Annotated in this window: 26 protein-coding genes and 2 pseudogenes; 24 read left to right on the top strand and 4 right to left on the bottom strand. The window is 53.4% G+C overall.

The features are described 5' to 3' along the window. The first annotated feature begins 81 nt into the window (after positions 1–81). On the top strand, positions 82–1,494 hold the full coding sequence (locus tag A0V43_RS09990; protein ID WP_063193024.1) for a glycoside hydrolase family 18 protein: 1,413 nt from the start codon (positions 82–84) through the stop codon (positions 1,492–1,494). 39 nt (positions 1,495–1,533) lie between these two features. Here A0V43_RS09990 and A0V43_RS09985 read toward each other — a convergent pair whose 3' ends face one another. Beyond that, positions 1,534–1,932 (bottom strand): hypothetical protein, encoded by a 399-nt coding sequence (locus A0V43_RS09985; RefSeq protein WP_061580496.1) that lies wholly within the window; start codon positions 1,930–1,932, stop codon positions 1,534–1,536. Between the two features lie 215 nt (positions 1,933–2,147). On the opposite strand from A0V43_RS09985, the gene A0V43_RS09980 reads away from it, so the two are divergent. The 4 genes from A0V43_RS09980 to A0V43_RS09965 all read left to right on the top strand — a co-directional run bounded on the left by A0V43_RS09980 (position 2,148) and on the right by A0V43_RS09965 (position 5,311). After that, positions 2,148–2,660: a DUF2332 domain-containing protein gene (locus A0V43_RS09980; RefSeq protein WP_236930793.1), complete on the top strand. Its 513-nt coding sequence runs from the start codon at positions 2,148–2,150 to the stop codon at positions 2,658–2,660. A gap of 62 nt (positions 2,661–2,722) precedes the next feature. After that, positions 2,723–3,748 carry a spore photoproduct lyase gene (gene splB / locus A0V43_RS09975; RefSeq protein ID WP_063193023.1) on the top strand — a complete coding sequence of 342 codons (1,026 nt, stop codon included), beginning with the start codon at positions 2,723–2,725 and terminating at the stop codon, positions 3,746–3,748. A 168-nt stretch (positions 3,749–3,916) separates the two neighbouring features. Next, a complete protein-coding gene (mntR, locus tag A0V43_RS09970) occupies positions 3,917–4,342 on the top strand; it encodes a transcriptional regulator MntR (protein WP_011231898.1) in 426 nt (141 codons plus the stop codon). An 87-nt stretch (positions 4,343–4,429) separates the two neighbouring features. Then, positions 4,430–5,311, top strand: a complete 882-nt coding sequence (locus tag A0V43_RS09965) for a patatin-like phospholipase family protein (protein WP_063193022.1) — start codon at positions 4,430–4,432, stop codon at positions 5,309–5,311. 78 nt (positions 5,312–5,389) lie between these two features. Here A0V43_RS09965 and A0V43_RS09960 read toward each other — a convergent pair whose 3' ends face one another. Beyond that, positions 5,390–5,746, bottom strand: coding sequence for an SA1362 family protein (locus tag A0V43_RS09960; RefSeq protein ID WP_013144760.1), 357 nt, complete (start codon positions 5,744–5,746; stop codon positions 5,390–5,392). Positions 5,747–5,768: 22 nt separating this feature from the next. Then, positions 5,769–6,704, bottom strand: coding sequence for a DUF1385 domain-containing protein (locus A0V43_RS09955; protein ID WP_013144761.1), 936 nt, complete (start codon positions 6,702–6,704; stop codon positions 5,769–5,771). Positions 6,705–6,996: 292 nt separating this feature from the next. Here A0V43_RS09955 and A0V43_RS09950 point away from each other — a divergent pair, with 292 nt between their 5' ends. From A0V43_RS09950 to A0V43_RS09940, 3 genes are all read left to right on the top strand, one after another. Continuing rightward, positions 6,997–8,277 carry an IS110 family RNA-guided transposase gene (locus tag A0V43_RS09950; RefSeq protein WP_063192197.1) on the top strand — a complete coding sequence of 427 codons (1,281 nt, stop codon included), beginning with the start codon at positions 6,997–6,999 and terminating at the stop codon, positions 8,275–8,277. A gap of 455 nt (positions 8,278–8,732) precedes the next feature. Next, complete coding sequence (locus A0V43_RS09945) at positions 8,733–9,908, top strand: ISL3 family transposase (protein WP_033015914.1); 1,176 nt, start codon at positions 8,733–8,735, stop codon at positions 9,906–9,908. A 97-nt stretch (positions 9,909–10,005) separates the two neighbouring features. Beyond that, complete coding sequence (locus A0V43_RS09940) at positions 10,006–10,536, top strand: YqhR family membrane protein (protein WP_015375382.1); 531 nt, start codon at positions 10,006–10,008, stop codon at positions 10,534–10,536. A 42-nt stretch (positions 10,537–10,578) separates the two neighbouring features. Here the strand turns inward: A0V43_RS09940 and A0V43_RS19800 are convergent, their stop codons facing one another. Further along, a complete protein-coding gene (locus A0V43_RS19800) occupies positions 10,579–10,896 on the bottom strand; it encodes a hypothetical protein (protein ID WP_164834617.1) in 318 nt (105 codons plus the stop codon). A 307-nt stretch (positions 10,897–11,203) separates the two neighbouring features. Between A0V43_RS19800 and A0V43_RS09930 the strand changes: the two genes are divergently transcribed. From A0V43_RS09930 to folD, 16 genes and pseudogenes are all read left to right on the top strand, one after another. Next, on the top strand, positions 11,204–12,265 hold the full coding sequence (locus A0V43_RS09930) for a M24 family metallopeptidase (protein ID WP_015375381.1): 1,062 nt from the start codon (positions 11,204–11,206) through the stop codon (positions 12,263–12,265). Between the two features lie 27 nt (positions 12,266–12,292). Next, positions 12,293–12,850: an elongation factor P gene (efp, locus tag A0V43_RS09925; protein WP_011231892.1), complete on the top strand. Its 558-nt coding sequence runs from the start codon at positions 12,293–12,295 to the stop codon at positions 12,848–12,850. A 176-nt stretch (positions 12,851–13,026) separates the two neighbouring features. Further along, positions 13,027–13,308: a YqhV family protein gene (locus A0V43_RS09920; protein ID WP_011231891.1), complete on the top strand. Its 282-nt coding sequence runs from the start codon at positions 13,027–13,029 to the stop codon at positions 13,306–13,308. 61 nt (positions 13,309–13,369) lie between these two features. After that, positions 13,370–14,289 (top strand): annotated as a pseudogene (gene spoIIIAA / locus A0V43_RS09915) (stage III sporulation protein AA). Continuing rightward, on the top strand, positions 14,286–14,798 hold the full coding sequence (spoIIIAB, locus tag A0V43_RS09910) for a stage III sporulation protein SpoIIIAB (RefSeq protein ID WP_011231889.1): 513 nt from the start codon (positions 14,286–14,288) through the stop codon (positions 14,796–14,798). The pseudogene spoIIIAA and the gene spoIIIAB overlap by 4 nt, the downstream one beginning before the upstream one ends. A gap of 15 nt (positions 14,799–14,813) precedes the next feature. Next, the gene (spoIIIAC, locus tag A0V43_RS09905; protein ID WP_011231888.1) at positions 14,814–15,020 is read left to right on the top strand and encodes a stage III sporulation protein AC; all 207 of its coding nucleotides are present in this window, start codon (positions 14,814–14,816) and stop codon (positions 15,018–15,020) included. Between the two features lie 21 nt (positions 15,021–15,041). Beyond that, positions 15,042–15,428: a stage III sporulation protein AD gene (spoIIIAD, locus tag A0V43_RS09900; RefSeq protein WP_012820577.1), complete on the top strand. Its 387-nt coding sequence runs from the start codon at positions 15,042–15,044 to the stop codon at positions 15,426–15,428. Between the two features lie 13 nt (positions 15,429–15,441). Further along, positions 15,442–16,604: pseudogene (gene spoIIIAE, locus A0V43_RS09895) on the top strand (stage III sporulation protein AE). A 10-nt stretch (positions 16,605–16,614) separates the two neighbouring features. Next, positions 16,615–17,226 carry a stage III sporulation protein AF gene (spoIIIAF, locus tag A0V43_RS09890; protein ID WP_063193021.1) on the top strand — a complete coding sequence of 204 codons (612 nt, stop codon included), beginning with the start codon at positions 16,615–16,617 and terminating at the stop codon, positions 17,224–17,226. A 7-nt stretch (positions 17,227–17,233) separates the two neighbouring features. Continuing rightward, positions 17,234–17,866: a stage III sporulation protein AG gene (gene spoIIIAG, locus A0V43_RS09885; protein ID WP_063193020.1), complete on the top strand. Its 633-nt coding sequence runs from the start codon at positions 17,234–17,236 to the stop codon at positions 17,864–17,866. Positions 17,867–17,889: 23 nt separating this feature from the next. Then, positions 17,890–18,441, top strand: coding sequence for a SpoIIIAH-like family protein (locus A0V43_RS09880; protein ID WP_063193019.1), 552 nt, complete (start codon positions 17,890–17,892; stop codon positions 18,439–18,441). A gap of 144 nt (positions 18,442–18,585) precedes the next feature. Continuing rightward, positions 18,586–19,119, top strand: coding sequence for an acetyl-CoA carboxylase biotin carboxyl carrier protein (gene accB / locus A0V43_RS09875; protein WP_041468279.1), 534 nt, complete (start codon positions 18,586–18,588; stop codon positions 19,117–19,119). 15 nt (positions 19,120–19,134) lie between these two features. Further along, positions 19,135–20,490 (top strand): acetyl-CoA carboxylase biotin carboxylase subunit, encoded by a 1,356-nt coding sequence (accC, locus tag A0V43_RS09870; protein WP_015375375.1) that lies wholly within the window; start codon positions 19,135–19,137, stop codon positions 20,488–20,490. A gap of 10 nt (positions 20,491–20,500) precedes the next feature. Continuing rightward, positions 20,501–20,902, top strand: coding sequence for an Asp23/Gls24 family envelope stress response protein (locus tag A0V43_RS09865; protein ID WP_063193018.1), 402 nt, complete (start codon positions 20,501–20,503; stop codon positions 20,900–20,902). Positions 20,903–21,094: 192 nt separating this feature from the next. Next, positions 21,095–21,487, top strand: a complete 393-nt coding sequence (gene nusB / locus A0V43_RS09860) for a transcription antitermination factor NusB (protein ID WP_063193017.1) — start codon at positions 21,095–21,097, stop codon at positions 21,485–21,487. Between the two features lie 59 nt (positions 21,488–21,546). Next, positions 21,547–22,401 carry a bifunctional methylenetetrahydrofolate dehydrogenase/methenyltetrahydrofolate cyclohydrolase FolD gene (gene folD, locus A0V43_RS09855; protein ID WP_063193016.1) on the top strand — a complete coding sequence of 285 codons (855 nt, stop codon included), beginning with the start codon at positions 21,547–21,549 and terminating at the stop codon, positions 22,399–22,401. Positions 22,402–22,404 lie beyond the last annotated feature (3 nt).

Genomic DNA, 22,404 nt, shown 5'->3' with positions numbered 1-22,404 from the left:
TAGAGGAACTGGCGTTTTTTTTACATAAAAGGCAAAAGCCAAAATATAGTGGTAAAAGGAGGGAACGAAAGGGGGAGCGTCATGATTGTTCATGTCGTAAAGCGCGGGGAGACGCTTTGGCAGTTGGCTCAGCGTTACGGCGTTCCACTCGAGCGGATTGTCGCCGCCAATGAACTGAGCGACCCGAACCGGCTAGCCGTTGGCCAAGCGCTCGTCATCCCGGTTCCATATCGTTACCATACGGTCCGCACAGGGGAAACGTTATGGCAAATTGCGCGCCAGTATGGAGTGGCGGTCGAAGCGATTATACAGGCGAACCGGATCACGAATCCGTCGCTCCTTTATCCAGGGACAACGTTGTTCATCCCAGCGCGCATCCATACGGTGCGAAGCGGGGAGACGCTGGCGCAAATCGCTTTGTTCTACGGAGTGACGGTTCAGCAGCTGATCGAAGTAAACGATATTACCGATCCGAACCGGATCGTCCCCGGACAGCGGCTCATCATCCCGCCGGCGAAGCCGCTCATCGAGGTGAACGCATTTACGGTGGACCAAGGGGAGAAAGGAGCGGAGCAAGTGCGCGAAGTCGGCCGCCATTTGACCTATGCCGCGCCATTCGCCTACACGATCCGCGCCGATGGCGGGCTCAATCCGATCAATGATACAGCATTCATTCAGGCGGCTTATGCCGCCCGTGTCGTGCCGATGATGACGATCACGAACTTTACGTACCAAGACCCGGGCTCGAGGCTGGCGCAGACGATTCTGGCCGACGTTGCGCTGCAAACGCGATTGCTTGACAACGTCATTCAAGTGATGCGAGCAAAAGGGTACCGCGCGTTGAATGTCGATTTTGAAAATGTCTATCCGTCCGACCGCAAGCGGTATAACGAGTTTTTGCAGCGGGCGGCCAACCGGCTTCACGCCGAAGGGTATGTTTTATCGACGTCTCTGGCGCCCAAAATAAGCGCTGAACAAAAAGGGCTGCTGTACGAAGCGCACGACTACCCAGCCCACGGACGCATCGCTGATTTTGTTGTCCTTATGACCTATGAGTGGGGCTACCGGTTTGGGCCGCCGCAAGCCATTTCGCCGGTGAATCAAATTCGGCGCGTGCTCGATTATGCGGTGACCGCCATTCCGCGTAGCAAAATCATGATGGGGTTTCAAATTTATGCCCGCGACTGGGTGCTGCCGCACGTGCAAGGGCAAGAGGCGGAAACGTTCAGTCCGAAAGAGGCGCTAGAGCGCGCCATTCGCTACGGGGCGTCCATCCAATACGATGCGGCGGCGGCTTCGCCGTTTTACCGCTATACAGATGAACAAGGGCGACAACATGAAGTGTGGTTTGAGGACGCCCGCAGCGCGTTGGCGAAATTTGACTTGGTGAAAGAATACGGATTGCGCGGAATCAGCTACTGGGTGCTCGGGTATCCGTATCCGGAAAACTGGGTGCTGTTGGAAGACAATTTCCGCATTCGCAAGCGGGGATAAGCGGTTCGAGCGTATGCGCCGGTCATCGGGCATGCGCTTTTATTTTGTTTCTTGGAGTTCGAGCCGCTTTTTGAGTTGATACATTTCCAGATCGTGCTGGCCGATCTTATGATTTAAATATTCAATCGCAATGTTCGCGTTACGCCAATCATGTGACAATATCTCGAACATGCGCCGATGCTCAGCCAGCTCGTCCTCGATTTTTTTGAAATGGCTGCGCGTCTCGATGATGAAATGGTCCAACTTTTCCTCGAGGCGTTGTTGTCGTTCTTCGAGCCGCTGTTGTCGTTCTTCGAGCCGCTGTTGTCGTTCTTCAAGGCGTTGTTGTCGTTCTTCGAGGCGCTGCTGTCCGGCTTCTAGTCGGTCGAGGCGTTCATGAATGGGCTGCAACTCCTCTTTCAGCACTGAGCGAAGCAATTCGACAAGCTCGTGAGACATTCTGCATCCCTCCTTTCAGTTTAGTTTTATTGTATCATTGCGTTCATGAGCTGTCATGGCAAATCGCAAAGGTGTGCGAATGTTTTGCAGGGCAATCTGTATGTTGGAACGAATATAGTAAGCGAAAGGATCGAGTTTCTAGTTGGTGGGATCCAGTGATATGAAGAGTGTGAAGAAGTTTGTGAAAAAGTTGAAGAATAAGGGAGAGGATCAAGTTGAATTTCACATGGGTCGCTGAACGGATCGGTATCGATTTGCATGTGATTGACTTGAAAAAAGAGGATGATCGACGATGGATGAAGGCGCTCATTTGGCCCGAACATAAAGACCGGCGCCAATTGTTTGAAAAGGCAGCCCGATGTCTGGAACAAACGCCGATTCGTCTGATCGAGGGAGACAGGGTTGAACTTCTCTCTGATCTTGTTGCACAAGTTCCGTCCGATACCGTTGTTTGCATCTTCCACACGCATGTCGCGAACCAAATGTCAGATGAGGCAAAGCGTGGATTGCTTGAGCAGCTTCGTGAAATCGGCCGCCAACGGGATTTGTTCCATGTGTATAACAATATGTGGGATCCGAAACTGCATCTGGATCGCATGATCAATGGCCGAGAATGCTGGCAAATCGTTGCCGAAATCGACGGCCATGCCCGCTGGTTTCGTTGGGAGGCGGATGGATGTGGATGTGGAGGCGACAAGGAAACGAAAAAAGAATTCCAAATAAAGTAAGATAACGACTCCCCCGTTCTCGTCCATACTAACTGTAAAGATGGACGAAATGGAGGAAAACGATGAAACCGTTTGTGCCAAAACTTGTGTATTTCGAACCGGAGGCGTTGTCGTACCCGCTCGGAAAGGAATTGTACGAGAAATTTACACAAATGGGAATCGAGATTCGCGAGACGACATCGCACAACCAAGTGCGCGGCATTCCGGGAGAGACGGAGCTGGCCCGGTATCGAAATGCGAAATCGACGCTCGTTGTTGGCGTGCGGCGGACGCTGAAATTTGATTCATCGAAGCCGTCAGCCGAATACGCCATTCCGTTGGCAACCGGATGCATGGGCCATTGCCATTATTGCTATTTGCAAACGACATTGGGAAGCAAGCCATATATCCGCGTGTATGTCAACTTGGACGACATTTTCGCTCAAGCGCAAAAGTATATTGACGAGCGCGCACCCGAGATTACTCGCTTCGAGGCGGCATGCACGTCCGACATTGTCGGGATCGATCATTTGACCCATTCGCTGAAAAAAGCGATTGAGTTTATTGGCGCGACCGACTACGGGCGGCTCCGATTTGTGACGAAGTATGAGCATGTCGACCATTTGCTTGATGCGAAGCATAACGGTAAGACGCATTTTCGCTTCAGCGTCAACTCCCGTTATGTCATCCGCCATTTCGAGCCAGGAACGTCGTCCTTTGATGCGCGGCTTCAAGCAGCGCGCAAAGTGGCCGGTGCCGGCTATCAGCTCGGCTTTGTCGTCGCGCCGATTTACCGGCATGACGGCTGGGAACAAGGGTATTTTGAATTGTTTCAGGAGCTCGCCCGGCAATTGGAAGGGGTGGACTTATCTGATTTGACGTTTGAGCTCATCCAGCATCGGTTTACCAAGCCGGCCAAGCGGGTCATCGAGCAGCGTTACCCGAAAACCAAGCTCGATTTGGACGAATCGAAGCGCAAGTATAAGTGGGGGCGGTACGGCATCGGCAAATATGTGTACCGTGACGAGGAAGCGCGGGAGCTGGAGGAAACCACGCGCTCGTATATTGCTCGCTTTTTTCCATCGGCCCAAGTGCAGTATTTTACGTAATGTTCCCTTCATGGTATAATGGGATTGATTGCTATTTTTTGTTTGCCTGGGCGGCCGACTGGCCCGGCAGCGTCTAGCCGAAATGGACAGGGCGGCCATGTTCATGAGAGATGCTGACGGCCGCTGCACTTGTCTGCGGCAGACAAACGTGATGGGAGGGGACAAACGTTGCCGACACCAAGCATGGAAGATTATATTGAGCAAATTTACATTTTGATTGAAGAAAAGGGCTATGCCCGTGTCTCTGACATCGCTGAAGCGTTGTCCGTCCATCCCTCCTCGGTGACGAAAATGGTGCAAAAGCTCGATAAAGATGAGTATTTAGTGTATGAGAAATACCGCGGACTCGTCTTGACGCCAAAAGGAAGAAAAATCGGCCAGCGGCTCGTCTACCGCCATGAGCTGCTTGAGCAGTTTCTCCGTTTGATCGGTGTCAGCGAAGAAAACATTTACCGCGACGTGGAAGGGATTGAACACCATTTGAGCTGGAACGCCATCGACCGGATCGGCGATTTGGTGCAGTATTTTCAAGAGGACGAACGCCGCCTTGAAGCGCTGCGCGATGTCCAAAAGCGCAATGAACAAGGAGAGTAAGCCGATGCTTGCTCTTTTTTGTTTGCCGTACTAAATGCCCTCCTTTTTTCTTACATATGTATAAACGGCAAAAAGGGGGAGGCGGCGGTGGACATTGATCTTGTCTTTTCCGGCGGCGGGGTGAAAGGGTTTGCGTTGCTTGGAGCGTATGAAGCGATTGAGGAAAAAGGTCTGCGCTGGAAGCGGCTTGCCGGCACGAGTGCGGGAGCGTTGCTTTCGGCGTTGCTATCGGCAGGCTACAGCGCCCGCGACATCGCCCGACTGCTTGAGGAGTTGGAGTTGGAGCAGTTTTTGGATGAACGGCCGCTATGGATTCCGTTTTCGTTTTGGAAATGGGTGCGCTTGTATTGGCATCTTGGGCTGTATCAAGGAAAGGCGTTTGAGCGGTGGCTCGAGGCGGCGCTCGCCGCCCGCGGCGTGCGGACGTTTCAAGATGTGCCGGCCGGCAGTTTGTATATCGTCGCTTCCGATGTGACGAACGGGCGCATCGTCGTGCTGCCAGACGATTTAGCCATATACGGCATTGACCCTGGGTCGTTTTCCATCGCCAAAGCAGTGCGGATGAGCATCAGCATTCCTTATTTCTTTGAGCCGGTCCGCCTTCGCGGGCGAAACGGTGTGGCTTTCATTGTCGACGGGGGGGTGCTCAGCAACTTTCCGCTGTTTTTGTTCGATGAAGAAAAGAAGAAAAAACGGCCGGTGCTGGGCGTTCAGCTGAGCCCAAAACCAGGGGAGCGGCCGAAACGAACGATCACCAATGCGCTCGATTTGTATGAGGCGCTGTTTGCGGCCATGAGAGAGGCGCATGATGCGCGCTACATTTCGCGTCGCCATGAAAAAAACATCGTCTTTTTGCCGGTGGACAACGTTATTTCTACGGAATTTTCCATCGAACTGGAAGCGCGCCGCCGCCTGATCGATTACGGACGCGAGCGGACGCGGCAGTTTTTGCGCCAATGGGCGTACTAGACGGGAAAGCGGCAATAGGGCACACCTCTGCCGCCGATTTTTCAGCTGAACGGCAGAGGCAAACAAAAAAGAATCAAGCTAAAACGAAGCTCGATTCTTTTTTTTGCCTTTTTTGCCCTCGATCACGGTCAAGTGCGGAATGGCCGTCCGTTTTTTCAGCGGCCGCTTCAGTTTCGCCGGCTTTGCTTGTTTGCGCCCGGAGCGGGGATGGAGCTTTTTCGACTGCCGCACCGCCTTTAAATACGATAACCGATCTTTATCGGTGCGGCGTTGGTATACGAACCGGTAGAAGAGATAAATGGCGGCCAAAAACAGCGCAACAAACAACAGCTGGCGGAACAGCACCGTCGGATGGGCAAAAAGGGTATAGACAATGCCAAGCGTTCCAAGCAAAATCATAAGCCCGACAAGCGGATGAATGGCCCGGCGCCGCAATGAGTCCACCCCCTTTGATCGATTACTGCACCGCTTGTTTCCTTTCGGCTTCCGCTTCCAAATCAAGAAGCCGCTGAAACGAGGCGATGGCCACTTCCACTTGGTCATCGTCCGGTTCTTTTGTCGTCAACCGCTGCAGCCATAGCCCGGGATAGCCAAGCCAGCTTAGCAGCGGAATATCCCTCAATTTATTTGTAAACTGCAAGACTTCAAACGAAACGCCAAGCACGACAGGAATTAAAGCGAGCCTGTTTGCGATTCGCAGCCAAAGCGGATCCGTCGGCACGAACAAATAAAGGAATAAGCTGATCATGACCGTAAATAAAATGAAGCTGCTGCCGCATCGGTAGTGAAGGCGCGAGGCGCGCTGGACGTGCTCAACAGTGAGCGGCCACCCCGCTTCAAAGGCGTTGATGACTTTATGTTCCGCCCCGTGGTATTGGAACACGCGCCTAACAAGCGGCGTCAACGAAATAAAGTAAATGTAGCCGAGCAAAAGAGCAAGCTTAAAGGCTCCTTCAAGCAAAATTTGCCCCATTTTCCCCGGTACAAGCGGTTTAAAGGCGTCGGCGGCGAGCGCCGGAACGAGCGTAAAAATGGTTTTGGCGAATAAAAACGATAGCACGCCGATGACGGCGGCGCCGAGAATCAGCCCGAATTTGGAGCGGCTTTCTTCGGCGGCCTGTTTTTCGTCCGAGGACGCCTCATATTGTTCGCTGGCAAACTGCAAATGCTTGGCCCCGTTTGCGCTCGCCTCAATAATGGCGACAATGCCGCGGACAAACGGGATTTTTTTCAGGGCAGCCAGCGTCGGATGGCTGCGGCGAGGCAGCGTAAAATAGTCAATCGTCCCGTCATGGCGGCGAATAGCGGTGACGGAGTGCGTCTTGCCAGCAAACATCACCCCTTCAACGACCGCTTGGCCGCCGTATAACGGTTTCTCCATTGATGATTTCATCAGGCCAACACCAACCTATTTTTTATGTTTATTATTTTATTCTACAAGAAATATCCGGAAACCTCTAGGTTGATGCTACGATTATGATTTCCAAAAAATCCATGATTTACACAAGAGCGGTCATTTTTTGGCTCTTCACCACAAGTTGTACTTGAGATTTTAAGATAGGTATGCATAGGGAAAATAGAGCATTCCCGTTAGGAGCTTTTCCGGGGACTTGATCAAAAAAAGCCCTCTTGGTATGATGCAGGGGTGTCAAACACATCACTCACCATACCAAGGAGGACTTCAGATGAATTGTACACAAAACTATAAAATTGATCAAGTCACCGAACAAACGCTTGTGGTGGGCATCGATATCGCGAAACGAACCCACTACGCCTGCTTCGTGGATGACCGGGGGCGTGTGCTTCGCAAATCGTTCCCGATCTTCCAGTCGAAAGAGGGCTTTCGCCAGCTGTATGAAGCGATTCAGGAGGCGATGCAAGCGTTCGGGAAGTCAGAGGTGATCGTCGCGGTGGAGCCGACCGGGCACTACTGGTTGAACCTCGCCTACTTCCTTGAGGAGCACGAGATCCCGTTGGTCATGGTCAATCCGGCGCATGTGTGCCGGTCGAAAGAACTCGATGACAACCTGCCGACGAAACATGACGCCAAAGACGCCCTAGTCATCGCCAGACTGGCGAAAGACGGACGATTCCTCGTCCCCCGGCTGCTGCACGAGATCGAAGCCGATTTGCGCGTCGGGAGCACGCTCAAAGAGAAGCTCCGCAAGGAACAGACGGCGGTGAAAAACGCGATCGTCCGCTGGACCGACCGATATTTTCCAGAGTTTTGGACGGTGTTTCGCGACCTGGGGAAAACGGCGCTTTCGGTGCTGGAGTGGACGCCGCTTCCAGCCGATATGGCCGGCCGGACGGTGGAGGAGCTTCTTGAGGTGTACCGGCAAAGCGAAGGGCTGAAATGCCCGCAGAAGGCCAAAATTCAGGCGTTGATCAACGCCGCGAAGGACTCGATTGGGGTGACGGAAGGGACGACGATGGCCCGGTTTGAGATCGCCGCGCTCGTCCGCCGATACCGCCAATTGGAGGCTGAGATCGCCGCGTTGGACGCCGAGTTGAAGGCGTTGGTTCAAACGACGATGGAGTATCAATGGCTGAAAACGGTCGACGGGTTGGGAGACGCCACGATCATCGATCTGCTGGCGGAGATCGGCAGCTTCGCCCACTATCGGGACCCGCGTCAATTGGTGAAGTTGGCGGGCCTGACGCTCAAGGAGAACTCCTCCGGCCAGCGCAAAGGGCAAAAGCACATCTCCAAACGGGGACGGAAACGGCTGCGATCGGTGCTGTTTCGGGCGATGATTCCGCTGATTCGGCACAACGAGGCGTTTCGCGAGCTGCATGAGTATTATACGACCCGCCCCGTCAATCCGCTGACCGGAAAGCAGTCCATCGTCGCCTTGTGCCGGAAGCTGTTGAATGTGCTGTTTGCGATTTGTACGAAGAAACAAGCCTTTGACGCGGAGCGAATGAAACAGGACGTCTTGTCCCAGGTGCAACGGGCGGCCTAAGGCCTCCCCCTGCGAACGGAAGAATCGTTGGACAACAGGATGACACCGGAGAAGCTGGCGTGATTGTATCCATTCGACCTTGAGTCCCCAAAGGAGCTTGGCCGGCCTCCGCCTGATGACGAGACCGAACGAGGGAATGTTGGCGCAAAGACGCCCGGAGACATGGGAGGGTTCGTCCTCATCAGCGACGCGGAGATCCAAAGGGTGCATCGAATACGCTTCCTCCCACGGCAGGAAAATATGTCCAGCCGTGGCCGCGAAGCGCACCCTAGGTCTGTAAGATATCCACAAAACTGAAAAAGAATGTAAGGGATTTTGTCGAAAAATATTTTTTGGACACCCCTGAGGGGCCGAAAAGCCTTGATAAATCAACATTTCTAGAGGGAGGATACAAAAAATGCGAATTTTCCTGTATGGTAAAGGTGTCCAAACCAAACCATTGGAGGAAAATTCGCATGTACGCTCAGTTTATCAAAGAACTCATCGATTTACCAGATGTTTTGATTCAAAAGGTGCGAAAAGAAGAAGAACGTTGGATTTTCGAACTTTCTCTTCCCGAACAATGCCCGTTATGTCCTGTTTGCTTGAAACGCACGATCAAAATGACAGGAAAAAAGAAGCAATGGATGCATGGGTATGCTCAACGGATCGGCATCTTTTGGGTGGAACTCCCTGTGGAGCGTAGACGTTGTTGTACATGTGGCATGACATTCAGCACGTCTTATCCCGGAATTTCCCCTCGAAGTGCAGCGACGGATGCGTTTCAGCAATGGGTGGCGCAATCTTGCATCGGAACATCCATTCAGGCGGTGGCTCGTATGCTCAAGCTTCCGTACACGACCGTTGAACGCTGGTTTTATACCCATGCCCCTTCCTTCCTATCGAATGACATCCAACCAAAGGCAGTTTGTGTCGATGAGTTTGCGTTTCGAAAAGGACATGATTACGGAGTGGCAGTCATGGATGCCGAAACGGGAGAAGTGTATGCCGTTGAAGCAGGAAAGAACGAGGAAGCCATTGGACGTGTGTTGGCTCCTGTGTCTGGTTCTGTTCAGTATGTCGTGAGTGATTTGGCTCCAGCGATGAAAAAAGCCATTCAAGGGGTGTGTCCGGAAGCGAAGCATGTGGTCGATTATTTTCATGTGATTCAATTGTTTACGGAAGCGTTGGATCGATGCCGCCAATCCTTCGGAAAAGGGAACAAGAAACATGGGCATGTTCGGTATGTTTGCCGCTTATTGACCCAGTGCCCCGAGAAACTCACCGAGGAGGAGCGCCAAACGGTGCGGGAGTGGCAGAAAGAGAGCGATTCCTTGCAGGCTGTCTATCAATCCCTTCAACATTTTCGTTATGTATCCAAAAGCCAAAGCGAGCGACAAGCGAAACGTCGTTTGAACGCCTGGGTTCATCGGTATTTGTTTTGTCCTTGTTCTGCTGTTCGCGCCATCGCAAAATCACTCGTCAAACGAACAGACGAAATCATATCGTGCATTTTATCCCCTTATTCAAATGGGAAAATGGAGGGAACAAATAACAAGATCAAGCTGATGAAACGTCGGGGATACGGATACAGAAATATCCAGCGTTTTGCATTGCGGGTTCGGCTAGAAACAGCTAACATACTTTCATGACAGGTGCAAGTACAACTTTTGGTGATGAACCCATTTTTTTCGTTTGATTCATGGGACGGTCGGCTTTCGGTCATACTACCAGACAAGGAGGTGCACGATGATGGCGGAACAAAAAGGGGAGCTCGAGCAAGAGAAAACGGAGCGGCCGATGACGCTCATACAAAAAACGATCATCATCGGGTTTGTCGGCGGGGTGTTTTGGAGTTTGATCGGCTATTTGGCCTATTTTTTCCATTTCAGTGAAATCAGTCCGAATATGATTCTCATCCCGTGGGTGGCCGGGGACTGGAAATATGGGAAAGCCGGCAATTATGCGGCCATCGTGCTGATCGGCATCATTTCCATTGCGGCGGCGCTTTTGTACTATGCGTTCCTGCGCAAGATCGCCGGTATGTGGGCGGGAATTGTATATGGCGTGGTGCTTTGGATGATGGTCTTTTATTTGTTTAATCCACTGTTTCCAAACGTCCAACCAGTTGCAGACTTAGAAGCGAATACGATTATTACGACGCTTTGCCTATACATTTTATATGGCGTATTTGTCGGCTATTCGATTTCGTTTGAAACGCAAGAAATGAATCGACCGGCGTCAAATGTCGGAAAAGAGGAGGCAAATGAAGGAAACTGATGAAGCTTCTTTTCGCTCTCACCCGCTCGAGTGAGTGCTGCATCAAGCGCCGCGCGGATGTCTAGCGGAAACGACCATCTTTATGGTAAAATAAAGAAGGTTTTGGAACGTTTCAGCATCAGGCGTGTTGATGAACCAATAAAAACCAGATGAGAAGGCTCTGTTCCCAGTCTTTCTGCCGTCGTCGGCAAGCGGTTCGCTTGCCGACTGGGCATATGACGGCATGCTCTCCTCAAACAATGAACGCTTTGCTGGCAAATGACATTTGCCCGCCGGCGTTCTTGTTCGAGGGAAGAGACAGAAAAGCTTGTGTTCAGCCATATGATTCTGTGTTTTTTTATCAATTTGAAGTTTTCGCATTTGTAGCTTTTACTGAGCATTGGATCGGCGTGACGGAGGCAAGCAAAGGATTGCCCTCGACAGTCGAAAAATCGATAAGTGGCTTTTCTGTCAAAGATATGTTAAACGTTTTGGTTGCACCTATATAGTAAAATAATGGATCATCAACACTTGTGTTTCACCATCAGTCCATGGCTGCTGCGGGCGCTGCGTGAAACTGGCGCGCCTACGAGGTCTTTCGCGTCATCCTGACCGCGAAGATTTTCTCCGCTCTCGACGCAGGCAGCCAAGGAGACGAGCACACTCTAAGGGAAGAGGAGACGGAAACATGGAAAAGCTGGAAAAGCTTCGGGAGCTTCTTGACGAGCAGCATATCGACGGGCTGTTAATCACAAACGGCTACAACCGCCGCTATTTGACCGGGTTTACTGGCACGGCCGGCGCTGTACTTGTCAGCCGTCAAGGGGCGGTGTTGGTTACGGACTTCCGCTACGTCGAACAAGCATCGAGGCAAGCCCAAGGGTTTGAAGTCGTCCAGCACAGCGGGCCGATCATCGAAGAAATTGCCAATCAGGTGAAGCGGCTTGGCATCAAGAGGCTTGGCTTTGAGCAAGAACATGTCACCTATGCCGCATACAAGTCGTATGAAGAAGCCATCCGCGCTGAACTCGTGCCAACGTCTTGGCTCGTAGAAAAATTGCGCTTGATTAAGTCAGAGGCAGAGATTAAGATATTAAAGGAAGCAGCAGAAATCGCCGATGCGGCGTTTTCGCACATTTTGTCGTTCATCCGTCCAGGCGTTAAAGAAATCGAAGTGGCGAATGAGCTGGAATTTTTTATGCGCAAACAAGGGGCGTCTTCGTCCTCCTTTGATACGATCGTTGCCTCTGGCTACCGTTCGGCGCTGCCGCACGGGGTGGCGTCAGAGAAAACGATCGAGCGCGGCGAGCTCGTCACGCTTGATTTCGGGGCTTACTATAAAGGGTATTGTTCCGATATGACGAGAACGGTCGCCGTCGGCGACATTAGCGCGGAGTTGCGGACGATCTATGACATCGTTCTTGAAGCGCAGCAACGAGGCATGAACGGGCTCAAGGCAGGCATGACCGGCAAGGAAGCCGATGCGCTCACGCGCGATTACATCCGCGAAAAAGGGTATGGCGACTATTTCGGCCATTCGACCGGCCATGGGATTGGATTGGAAATTCACGAAGGGCCGACGCTTTCGTTCCGTTCGGATGTCGTGCTTGAGCCAGGCATGGTTGTCACCGTCGAGCCGGGCATTTACATCCCGGGGCTTGGCGGGGTGCGCATCGAGGACGATACGGTCATCACTGCTGACGGGAACGAAGCGCTCACCCATTCGCCAAAAGAACTGATCATTTTATAATGGATTGCGTGAGGAGGATTTCGGCTAATGATTTCAGTCAACGATTTTCGCACAGGACTTACGATTGAGGTGGACGGCGAGATTTGGCGCGTCCTTGAATTCCAGCACGTCAAGCCGGGCAAGGGGGCGGCGTTCGTCCGTTCGAAGCTGCGCAATTTGCGCACCGGCGCCATTCAGGAGCGGACGTTCCGCGCCGGCGAAAAAGTGAACCGGGCGCAAATCGACACACGCAAAATGCAATATTTGTACGCCAACGGCGACCAACACGTTTTTATGGATATGGAAACGTATGAACAAATCGAGCTGCCGGCGAAACAAATCGAGCATGAACTGAAGTTCTTGAAAGAGAATATGGAAGTATTTATTATGATGTACCAAGGCGAAACGATCGGCGTCGAGCTGCCGAACACCGTCGAGCTGAAAGTCGTTGAAACAGAGCCAGGCATTAAAGGTGACACCGCTTCTGGCGGCTCGAAGCCGGCGAAGCTCGAAACCGGCCTTGTCGTTCAAGTGCCGTTTTTCGTCAACGAAGGCGACACGCTCATCATTAATACGGCCGATGGCACGTACGTTTCGCGGGCGTAAGCGCAAGCCCGACAGGCACCGTCTCGGACACCTTCCGGGGCGGTGTTTTTTATGCGCAAAATGGGCGCCGTTTTGCTCTCCCCCATCGTTTTCCTCAGTAAAAACTTCTTCTGAAACGGCTTGTTTTCGCATACGTTTGTACTAATCGATCCCATTTGGCAAAACAGGAGGGGAACATGAAACATTGGCTGCGATCGATCGACCCGTCCGTTATGGCCATGGCTGGCATGCGGATGGTGTCCGCGTTCATTGAACTGAGCGCGGCGCTGTTGATGCTTGTGTTCAATGACGTGAAAAAAGCGCTTGCCGTTAATGCTGCGCTTGCTGTCGTCGGTCCAACCGTCATGATGGTGACCATGGCGATTGGACTGCTTTCGCTTGCGGACGAGCTCTCGTTTTCACGGCTTGGGCTTGTGGCGCTCGGGATCGCGCTCATTTTGTTCGCGATTTACAAGTAAGGCATAAACGGCGCATTCCGCCCATACATATGAACTAGTCCACAAGAAAAGGGGGAGGGCCATGGAAGCGGTGTGGGGAATTTTGCCGAAAACGGTCGCCGCCGCGTTGCAGCACCATCTTCCTTCATGCCGCCGCGGAATTGAAGAAATCCGCATCCGCGTCTCCCGGCCGCTTGAGGTGATCGTCGACGGAACGGCCCGATTGCTGCCGTATGAAGTGACGAAAGAAGACGGCGTGCATTTGCTCAACAAATTGAGTCATTATTCGATCTATGCCGTCGAAGAAGAGCTGAAGCGCGGATTTATGACGATTGAGGGGGGCATCGCGTTGGGCTGGCCGGCAAAGTCATTACGGAAGGGGGCAAGGTGAAAGCGATCCGCGATGTTTCCTCGTTTAACATTCGCATCGCCAAGGAACAGATCGGCATCGCCGAGCCGCTGATTCCGTATGTGTACGACGGCCGCTGGCGTCATACGATGATCATCGGCTCGCCGCAGACGGGAAAAACGACGCTCCTGCGCGATGCGGCGCGCTTGATTAGCAGCGGGACGGGGCGCATTCCGGCGCAAAAGGTGGCGATCGTTGACGAACGGTCGGAAATCGCTGGCTGTGTGAAAGGGATTCCTCAGTTTTCGTTCGGCCCGCGCCTTGACGTGTTGGACGCCTGCCCGAAAGCGGAAGGGATGATGATGATGATCCGCGCGATGAGCCCTGATGTCATGATTGTCGACGAAATCGGACGCGAGGAGGACAGCGAGGCAGTGCTTGAAGCGGCCAATGCTGGCGTCTCTGTATGGACGACTGTGCACGGCCGCAACATCCAAGACGTCTGGCAGCGTCCGACGCTCGGCCCGGTGATGGAACAAAAGGTGTTTGAACGGTTTATTGAGCTGACGAACATTCCCCATCCCGGCTCAATCCGACGCATTCTCGACGCTGGCGGAACGGTGCTGTATGAAAGGGCGGTGGTCCATCGATGAAATGGTTTGGCGCTCTGTTGATTCTCGCCGCCTCAACATGGCTTGGGTTTGCCGCCGCCCGCGTGTTGCACGAGCGGCCGCGCCAGCTCCGCCAGCTGAAAGCGGCGCTGAGGGCGCTTGAGGCGGAAGTGATGTATGGCCATACGCCGCTTGCCGACGCCGCTATGCATCTCGCCCGGCAAACGGCCGCCCCGTTGTCCGAATTGTTCGAGCGGTTTGCCGCCGCGTTATGCACAGAAGAAACGAGCGCCGCCGAGGCATGGGAAAAAAGCTTGCGAGCCGTATGGGGAAAAACCGCTCTAAAGCAAGGAGAATTTGAAGTGATGAAACAATTTGGCGCCACGCTTGGCCAATACGACCGGCTCACCCAGCAAAGGCAAATCGCGCTGGCGCTCGCCCATCTTGAGCGGGAGGAAGCGGAAGCGCTAGACAACCAAGCGCGCTACGCCAAGATGGCGAAAAGTTTAGGCGTGTTGGCCGGCCTGCTGCTCGTCATTTTACTCATGTAGACAGGAGGCAGAATCATGGGCATCGATGTCGATCTCATTTTGAAAATCGCCGGCGTCGGCATCGTCATCGCGTTTTTGCATACGGTGCTCGATCAGATGGGGAGGAAAGAATACGCCCAATGGGTGACGCTGCTCGGCTTTATTTATATTTTGTTTATGGTCGCTTCCATCGTCAGCGACTTGTTCCAAAAAATCAAGGATGTCTTTTTGTTCCGCGGGTAGGAGGGATCGGCCATTGACATTTTGCAAATCGTCGGCCTCGGGTTGATCGCGACGTTTTTGGTCGTGTTGCTGCAAGAGCAAAAGTCGAATCTGGCCTTTTTGTTGACCGTGTTTGTCGGCTGCACCATTTTTCTGTTGTTGGTCGATCAAATCAGCAGCATTTTGGCGATGTTGCGAAAAATGGCCGAAGGCGCCCATATTCAGATGGTGTATTTAGAGACGATGCTGAAAATCATCGGCATTGCCTACATTGCCGAGTTCGCCGCGCAAATTTCCAAAGACGCCGGCCAAGGGGCGATTGCTGCCAAAATTGAGCTCGGCGGCAAAATCGTCATTTTGGCGCTGGCTGTTCCGATTTTAACCGCGATCATCGAAGCGGTCATCGGCCTCATCCCGTCGGCGCGCTAAAGGGGGGAACGGATTGAAGCGAACAGCGTTCCTTATTGTCGGGCTGCTTTCTCTCTTTTTTTGTCCGTTGGTCGTACAAGCCGCAAGCGATGGACCGTCGGTCAGCGAGCAGCTCGCTCAGCTCGATGTGAGCGATATCCGCCGTTATTGGGAAACGATCGTCAGCGAGTATGGGGGTTTTTGCCGGAAAGCGAGAAAGGGCCGCTCACCGATTTTTTAAGCGGCGACAAGCAATGGTCGCCGTCCGAATGGCTGAAGGCGCTCGCCCGCTATTTGTTTTATGAACTGCAGGTGAACGGCAAACTGCTCGGCACGCTCATTTTGCTTGCTGTCTTCAGCACGGTGCTGCAATCGCTGCAAAATGCATTCGCTCAGCAGGAAGTAAGCAAAATCGCCCAGGCGGTCGTCTATATGGTGCTCTTGTTGATCGCCTTAAACAGCTTTCGCCTCGCGGCGGATTATGCGCTTGAGGCGGTGCGGACGATGAGCCATTTCATCATCGCCCTCGTTCCGCTGCTGCTCGCCCTGCTCGCCACTTCCGGCGGGGTCGCGTCGGCGGCGTTTTTCCACCCGATCATTTTGTTTGTGATGAACACCACCGGCACGGTCGTTGAATACGTCACCTTGCCGCTTTTGCTTCTGGCTGCGCTGCTTTCGGTCGTCAGCACGCTCAGCGACCGTTACAAGGCGACTCAGCTCGCCGATTTGCTCAACAAAGCCGCCCTCGGTTTGCTCGGCCTCATTTTGACCGTGTTCCTTGGCGTCATGTCCGTGCGAGGAGCGACAGCGGCCGTGGCTGACGGCGTGGCGCTCCGGGCGGCGAAATTTGTCACCGGCAATTTCATCCCGGTCGTCGGCAAGCTGTTCACCGATGCCGCCGATACGGTCGTCGCCGCTTCCATGCTGTTGAAAAATACGGTCGGGTTGGTCGGGGCGGCGATTTTGCTCATGATCGCCATCTTTCCAGCGGTGAAAATTTTCGCCGTCGTCATCGTCTACAAACTATCGGCTGCTCTTCTGCAGCCGCTTGGCGGCGGACCGGTATTGTCCTGCCTCAACATCATCGGCAAAAGCATCGCTTACGTGCTGGCGGCGCTGCTCATTGTGTCGCTCATGTTTTTCTTAAGCCTCACCGTCATGGTGATGGCCGGGAACATTACGATGATGGTCCGCTAGGGGGAGCGCTATGCAGCTAGTCATTGAGTGGGTGACAAACATCATTTTGTTTTTGTTGTTTGCTGTCGTCATCGATTTTTTGCTGCCGTCGGGGACGATGCAAAAATACGTTAAAATGGCTGTCGGGCTTATGCTCGTTCTCGTGATGCTCGCTCCGATGCTCCGGCTCGCTTCCGTTGATCCCGAGCAGCTCATCGCGTCGGCGCTCGTCCATTTTTCCAATGGCCGTGCGGGGGAAGAGGCAATAAAAAATCAAATCGAACAGCAGAAAAAAGAAATACAAGCCTCGCAACGCGCATATATTTTAAAACAAATGGCTGTCCAGCTCGAAAACGATGTCAATGAGGAGTTGATGGAAAAGTATGGGCTGAAAGCGGATGTCAACGTTTACGCCAAGCCAGGCGACGACTGGCGCATGCCGGATGACATCAAGACGATTGAGGTCGTCCTTTCGAAACAGAAGTCAGCCGGTTCGGTCGAACCGGTTGTCATCGATACGACGAAGCCGCCGGCTTTGCCGGAGGGCGATGCTTCGCTGGCAGAGGAGGTGCGCGCTTTTCTCGCCGGCCGATGGGAAATCGATGAAGATAAAATTGACGTGCAATTTAGGGGGAGGGAATAGAGGGGGGATGTTGCCGCTCATCAAACGGCTCTTTTCTTCAGCGCCGAAAGACGGGGAAGGAGCACAGAAAAAATGGCCGTTTTCGTACGTCGTCGTCCTGCTGTTGGCTGGTGTCGCCTTGATGTCGGCAAGCCATTGGGCAAACAGTGGAGAGGAAGCCGAAGCGAAGCCTTCCGCCGGGCAGCCGTCCGCTCCAGCCGAGCCGGCATTCCTGGCAAGCAAGGAGACGAAAGAGAAAGTGATCGCCGCCTATGAGGAGCGGTACGAAAAAGAACTGAAAGCCGCTCTTGAGGCGATCGAAGGGGTGGATGATGTCACGGTCGTCGTCAATCTCGATTCCACGGAGTTGAAACTGTATGAGAAAAAGCGTTCGACTCAGCAACAGACAACGGAAGAGAGCGACAAGGAAGGCGGGAAGCGGACGATCGAAAACGAGTCGACCAATGAAGAAGTCATCATTATTCATAACGGCGAAGAAGAAACGCCGCTTGTCGTCGCCACGAAAAAGCCGGACATCCGCGGCGTTCTCGTTGTCGCCAAAGGGGCGGATAATTTGCAAATCAAAAAATGGATCGTCGAGGCGGTGACGCGCGTGTTAAACGTTCCGAGCTACCGCGTCGCTGTCTTGCCGAAAAAATGACCGGGTAAGGGGAGGAGATCGGCATGTTGAAAAAACAAACCGTATGGCTGTTGACGATGTTGAGCTTGGTCGTTGTGCTGTCGGTCTATTACGTGACAGCGCCAAAAAATATGAACGACAGTCCGGCATTTACCGCCAATAAGAAAACGGAAAAAACAACCGATCAGCCGAGCGTCGCTGTCGAAGAGGCGAAAAAGCCGTCCGCGTCTGGCGAAACGGGCGACGACTTGTTTACAGCGCTGCGCATGAAAATTGAGGATGAACGGAGCCGGCTGCGCGATGAGCTGAACGCCATTGTCGCTTCAGCGAACGCGACAGCGGAAGAAAAAAATGAAGCGCTCGACAAAATTGAAAAATTGCAAGCATTGTCCGAAAAAGAAGCCACGTTGGAGACGCTCATCAAATCAAAAGGCGGTTATGAAGACGTGCTCGTGCGCGCCGATGACAACCAAGTGCGCGTGACGATCAAAGCGAAACAAAGCTCAGCGAAATCGGCGAATGAAGTCATTCATATGGTGAAAAAAGAAATACCCGATGCTGAATACGTGACGGTTGAGTTTCAGCCGGCTGGATGAACGCGCTGCTCTTTAGGGCAGCTTCTTTTTTTGCGGAAAAGTCTTTTGTTTGTCCTACTGTTGTGTGTATAATCGTTATGGACACGTTTAGGCACCGCCAGAAAGGAACGGGCTGCACGATACTTGGAGAAAGGTGTGAGATCGATGAAAATTCAAGAAATCCGTGAATTGATCCGCTTGGTCGACCAGTCCTCGATTGACGAATTCGTATACGAACAAGGCGAAACAAAAGTACATATGAAAAAAGGAACGGCTGCTGTTGCCGTTGCGTCGGCTGCGGCCGCACAGACGGCGGTCGCGCCGCCGGCGCCTGCCGCTCCGGCCGCGGTCGAACCGGCTCCGGCAGCTCCTCCCGTTCAAGCAGCGGCCTCGGAAGCGCCGGCACCGAAAGCGGAAACGCCGGTGGTCAAAGAAGCAAAGCCGGCTGTGGAAGGCAACTTGCATCAAATTACTTCGCCGATGGTCGGCACGTTCTACGCAGCGCCGGCGCCGGACAAGCCGCCGTATGTGAAGCCGGGCGACAAAGTGAAAAAAGATACGGTCGTTTGCATCATCGAGGCGATGAAGCTGTTTAATGAAATTGAAGCGGAAGTCGATGGCGAAATTGTCGAGGTGTTGGTGCAAAACGGCCAGCTCGTCGAATATGGCCAGCCGTTGTTTTTAGTCAAGCCTGAATAAGGGAGAGAACGGACGATGATCAAAAAAGTGTTGGTGGCGAACCGCGGGGAAATCGCTGTCCGCATCATCCGCGCCTGCCGCGAGCTTGGGATTGAGACGGTCGCTGTCTTTTCGCAAGCCGACCGCGACGCCTTGCACGTGCAGCTGGCTGATGAGGCGTACTGCATCGGGCCGACCGCTTCGAAAGACAGCTATTTAAATTTCACAAACATTATGAGCGTCGCCACGCTGACTGGCTGTGACGCCATCCATCCCGGTTACGGGTTTTTGGCGGAAAATGAAGCGTTCGCGGAGCTGTGCCGTGAATGCAACGTGACATTTATCGGCCCAAGTCCGGAAGCGATTGCAAAAATGGGCATGAAAGACATCGCTCGCGAGACGATGCGCGAGGCGGGGGTGCCGATCGTGCCTGGGTCGCGCGGGGTGATCGAAAGTCTTGATGAGGCGCGGGCGATTGCCGAAGAGATCGGCTATCCGGTCATCATTAAAGCGACGGCCGGCGGCGGCGGGAAAGGAATCCGCGTCGCCCGCAACGAAGAAGAGCTCGTCAAAGGCATCAACATCACCCAGCAGGAAGCGGCGACGGCGTTTGGCAACCCAGGCGTCTATATTGAAAAATATATCGAAGATTTCCGCCATGTCGAAATTCAAGTGCTCGCTGATTCGTACGGCAATACGATTCATCTCGGTGAGCGCGACTGCTCGATCCAGCGCCGGCTGCAAAAACTGGTCGAGGAAGCGCCGTCGCCGGCCATTGACGACGAGATGCGCCGGAAGATGGGCGAGGCGGCGGTCAAGGCGGCGAAAGCGGTCAACTACACCGGCGCCGGTACGGTTGAATTTATTTATGACCACCGGAACAAACAATTTTACTTCATGGAGATGAATACGCGCATTCAAGTCGAGCATCCGGTCACGGAACTGATCACCGGCATCGATTTGGTCAAGGAGCAAATCCGCATCGCCGCCGGTGAAAAGCTGTCGATCACCCAAGAGGACGTCACGTTTAACGGCTGGGCGATCGAGTGCCGGATCAACGCCGAAAATCCAGCGAAAAACTTTATGCCGTCGCCGGGGAAAATCGCCATGTACCTGCCGCCGGGCGGCCCGGGCGTGCGCGTCGATTCCGCCGCCTATCCAGGCTATACGATCCCGCCGTATTATGATTCGATGATCGCCAAATTGATCGTTCATGCGCCGACGCGTGCGGAAGCGATCGCCCGCATGAGACGGGCGCTTTCGGAGTTTATCATCGAAGGCATTCATACAACGATTCCGTTCCACATAAAATTAATGGAGCATGAGAAATTTCAAAGCGGTGAGTTTAATACGAAGTTTTTGGAGTTATATGATATTATGAAGGCGGAATAGGAGGTGCCTTATGTCTGAGCATGTCTTTGAAACAGAGCAAGTATACCCGGCGCTCGGCAAGGTGGAAATTGCACCGGAAGTGATTGAGGTGATCGCTGGCATCGCGGCATCAGAAGTCGACGGCATCGCGCAAATGCGCGGCAATTTTGCCGCCGGCGTCGCCGAGCGTTTTGGAAAGAAACACCATGGCAAAGGCGTCAAGGTTGATTTGCGCGACGACGGCGTCGTCATCGATCTTTATTGCCTCGTCCAGTTTGGCGCATCGATTCCGAACGTGGCGAAAAAGGTGCAGGAAAATGTGCGCCAGGCGCTTTGGAACATGACCGGCCTCGAGGCGAGCGAAGTGAACGTTCATATCGTTGGCATCCAGTTTGAGGGCGGCAAGCAGGAACAAGGCGTCATCGAACAGTGATCTCGCAAGGCAGTTGCTTTTTCGGCGGCTGCCTTTTTGTTTTTTTGGCCAAAGTTTGTTATTGTAATGAACGAGGCCGTTATGGCGCAACCAACGGCAGCGCGAATGATTTGTGGGAAAAGGCTGGCTTTTTCCGAAAAATATGATATGATTTCATTGTGAATGTTCGTTTTTTTGGAAAGGGGGACCGCCATGAAGCGGCATGAAGCACGGGAAAAGGCGTTGCAGGCGCTGTTTCAAATCGATGTCGGACGCATTCCACCAGACGAGGCGCTTTACAATGTCACGGGCGGCGGCGACATCGACCCGTTTTTGCGCCAGCTCGTCTTTGGCGTCGTCGAGCACCAGGAGGAGATTGACGAGCTGTTGCGCGCCAATTTGGAAAAATGGACGCTTGAACGCGTCGCCAACGTTGACCGCGCCATTTTGCGCATGGCGACGTACGAGATGAAATACGCCGATGATGTGCCGGTAAGCGTCAGCCTCGATGAGGCAGTCGAGTTGGCGAAAAAATTCGGCGATTGGAAATCCGGAAGTTTTGTCAACGGCGTGCTTTCGAAAGTGAAGGCGGCGCTGCAAAAATAAAACCGGCTGCATCGCGGGCTGATATTGAACGATGAACGAGGAGAGGGGAACGAAACACGATGACAGCACAAATCATTAGCGGAACGGAGATGGCGAGGATGATTCGCACCGCATTGGCGGATGAAGCCGCACAGTTGAAAGCGGATGGCGTTGAGCCGGGGCTGGCCGTCATTCTAGTCGGCGACGATCCGGCGTCGCATTCGTATGTAAAAGGAAAACAAAAAGCGTGCGCCGAGGTCGGCATTCGCTCGTTCCTTTACACGTTTCCGGCGGCGATCGACGAAGAGACGCTGCTTGCGAAAATCCGCGAGTTAAACGTCGATCCGGCGGTGCACGGCATTTTAGTGCAGCTGCCGCTGCCGGATCACATTTGCGAATGGTCGGTCATTGAAACGATCGCACCGGAAAAAGATGTCGATGGGTTTCACCCGATCAATGTCGGAAAAATGATGATCGGCCAACGGGCGTTTCTCCCGTGCACTCCGCATGGCATTTTAGTGATGGTGCAATCGGCCGGCATTGACATCGCCGGCAAGCACGTCGTCGTCGTCGGCCGAAGCAACATCGTCGGCAAACCGGTTGGCCAGCTGTTTTTGCGCGAACATGCCACCGTCACCTACACTCACTCGAAAACACCGGATTTGGCCGCCATCACTCGGCAGGCGGACATTTTGATCGTCGCTGTCGGCAAGGCGCGCCTCATCGGCCCGGAACACGTCAAGCCCGGGGCGGTCGTCATCGACGTCGGCGTCAACCGGCTTGAGAACGGCAAATTGTGCGGCGATGTCGATTTTGACGCTGTGAAAGAAGTGGCTGGCTATATGACGCCGGTGCCGGGCGGAGTCGGGCCGATGACGATTACAATGCTCTTGCACAACACGATTGAAGCGGCACGGCAGTTGGCCGCAAAGTGAGGG

This window comes from Geobacillus sp. JS12 (assembly GCF_001592395.1).
GTDB lineage: Bacteria > Bacillota > Bacilli > Bacillales > Anoxybacillaceae > Geobacillus > Geobacillus zalihae.
Note: the sequence above shows the minus strand (reverse complement) of the source record. Positions and strands in the feature narration are given on the sequence as shown.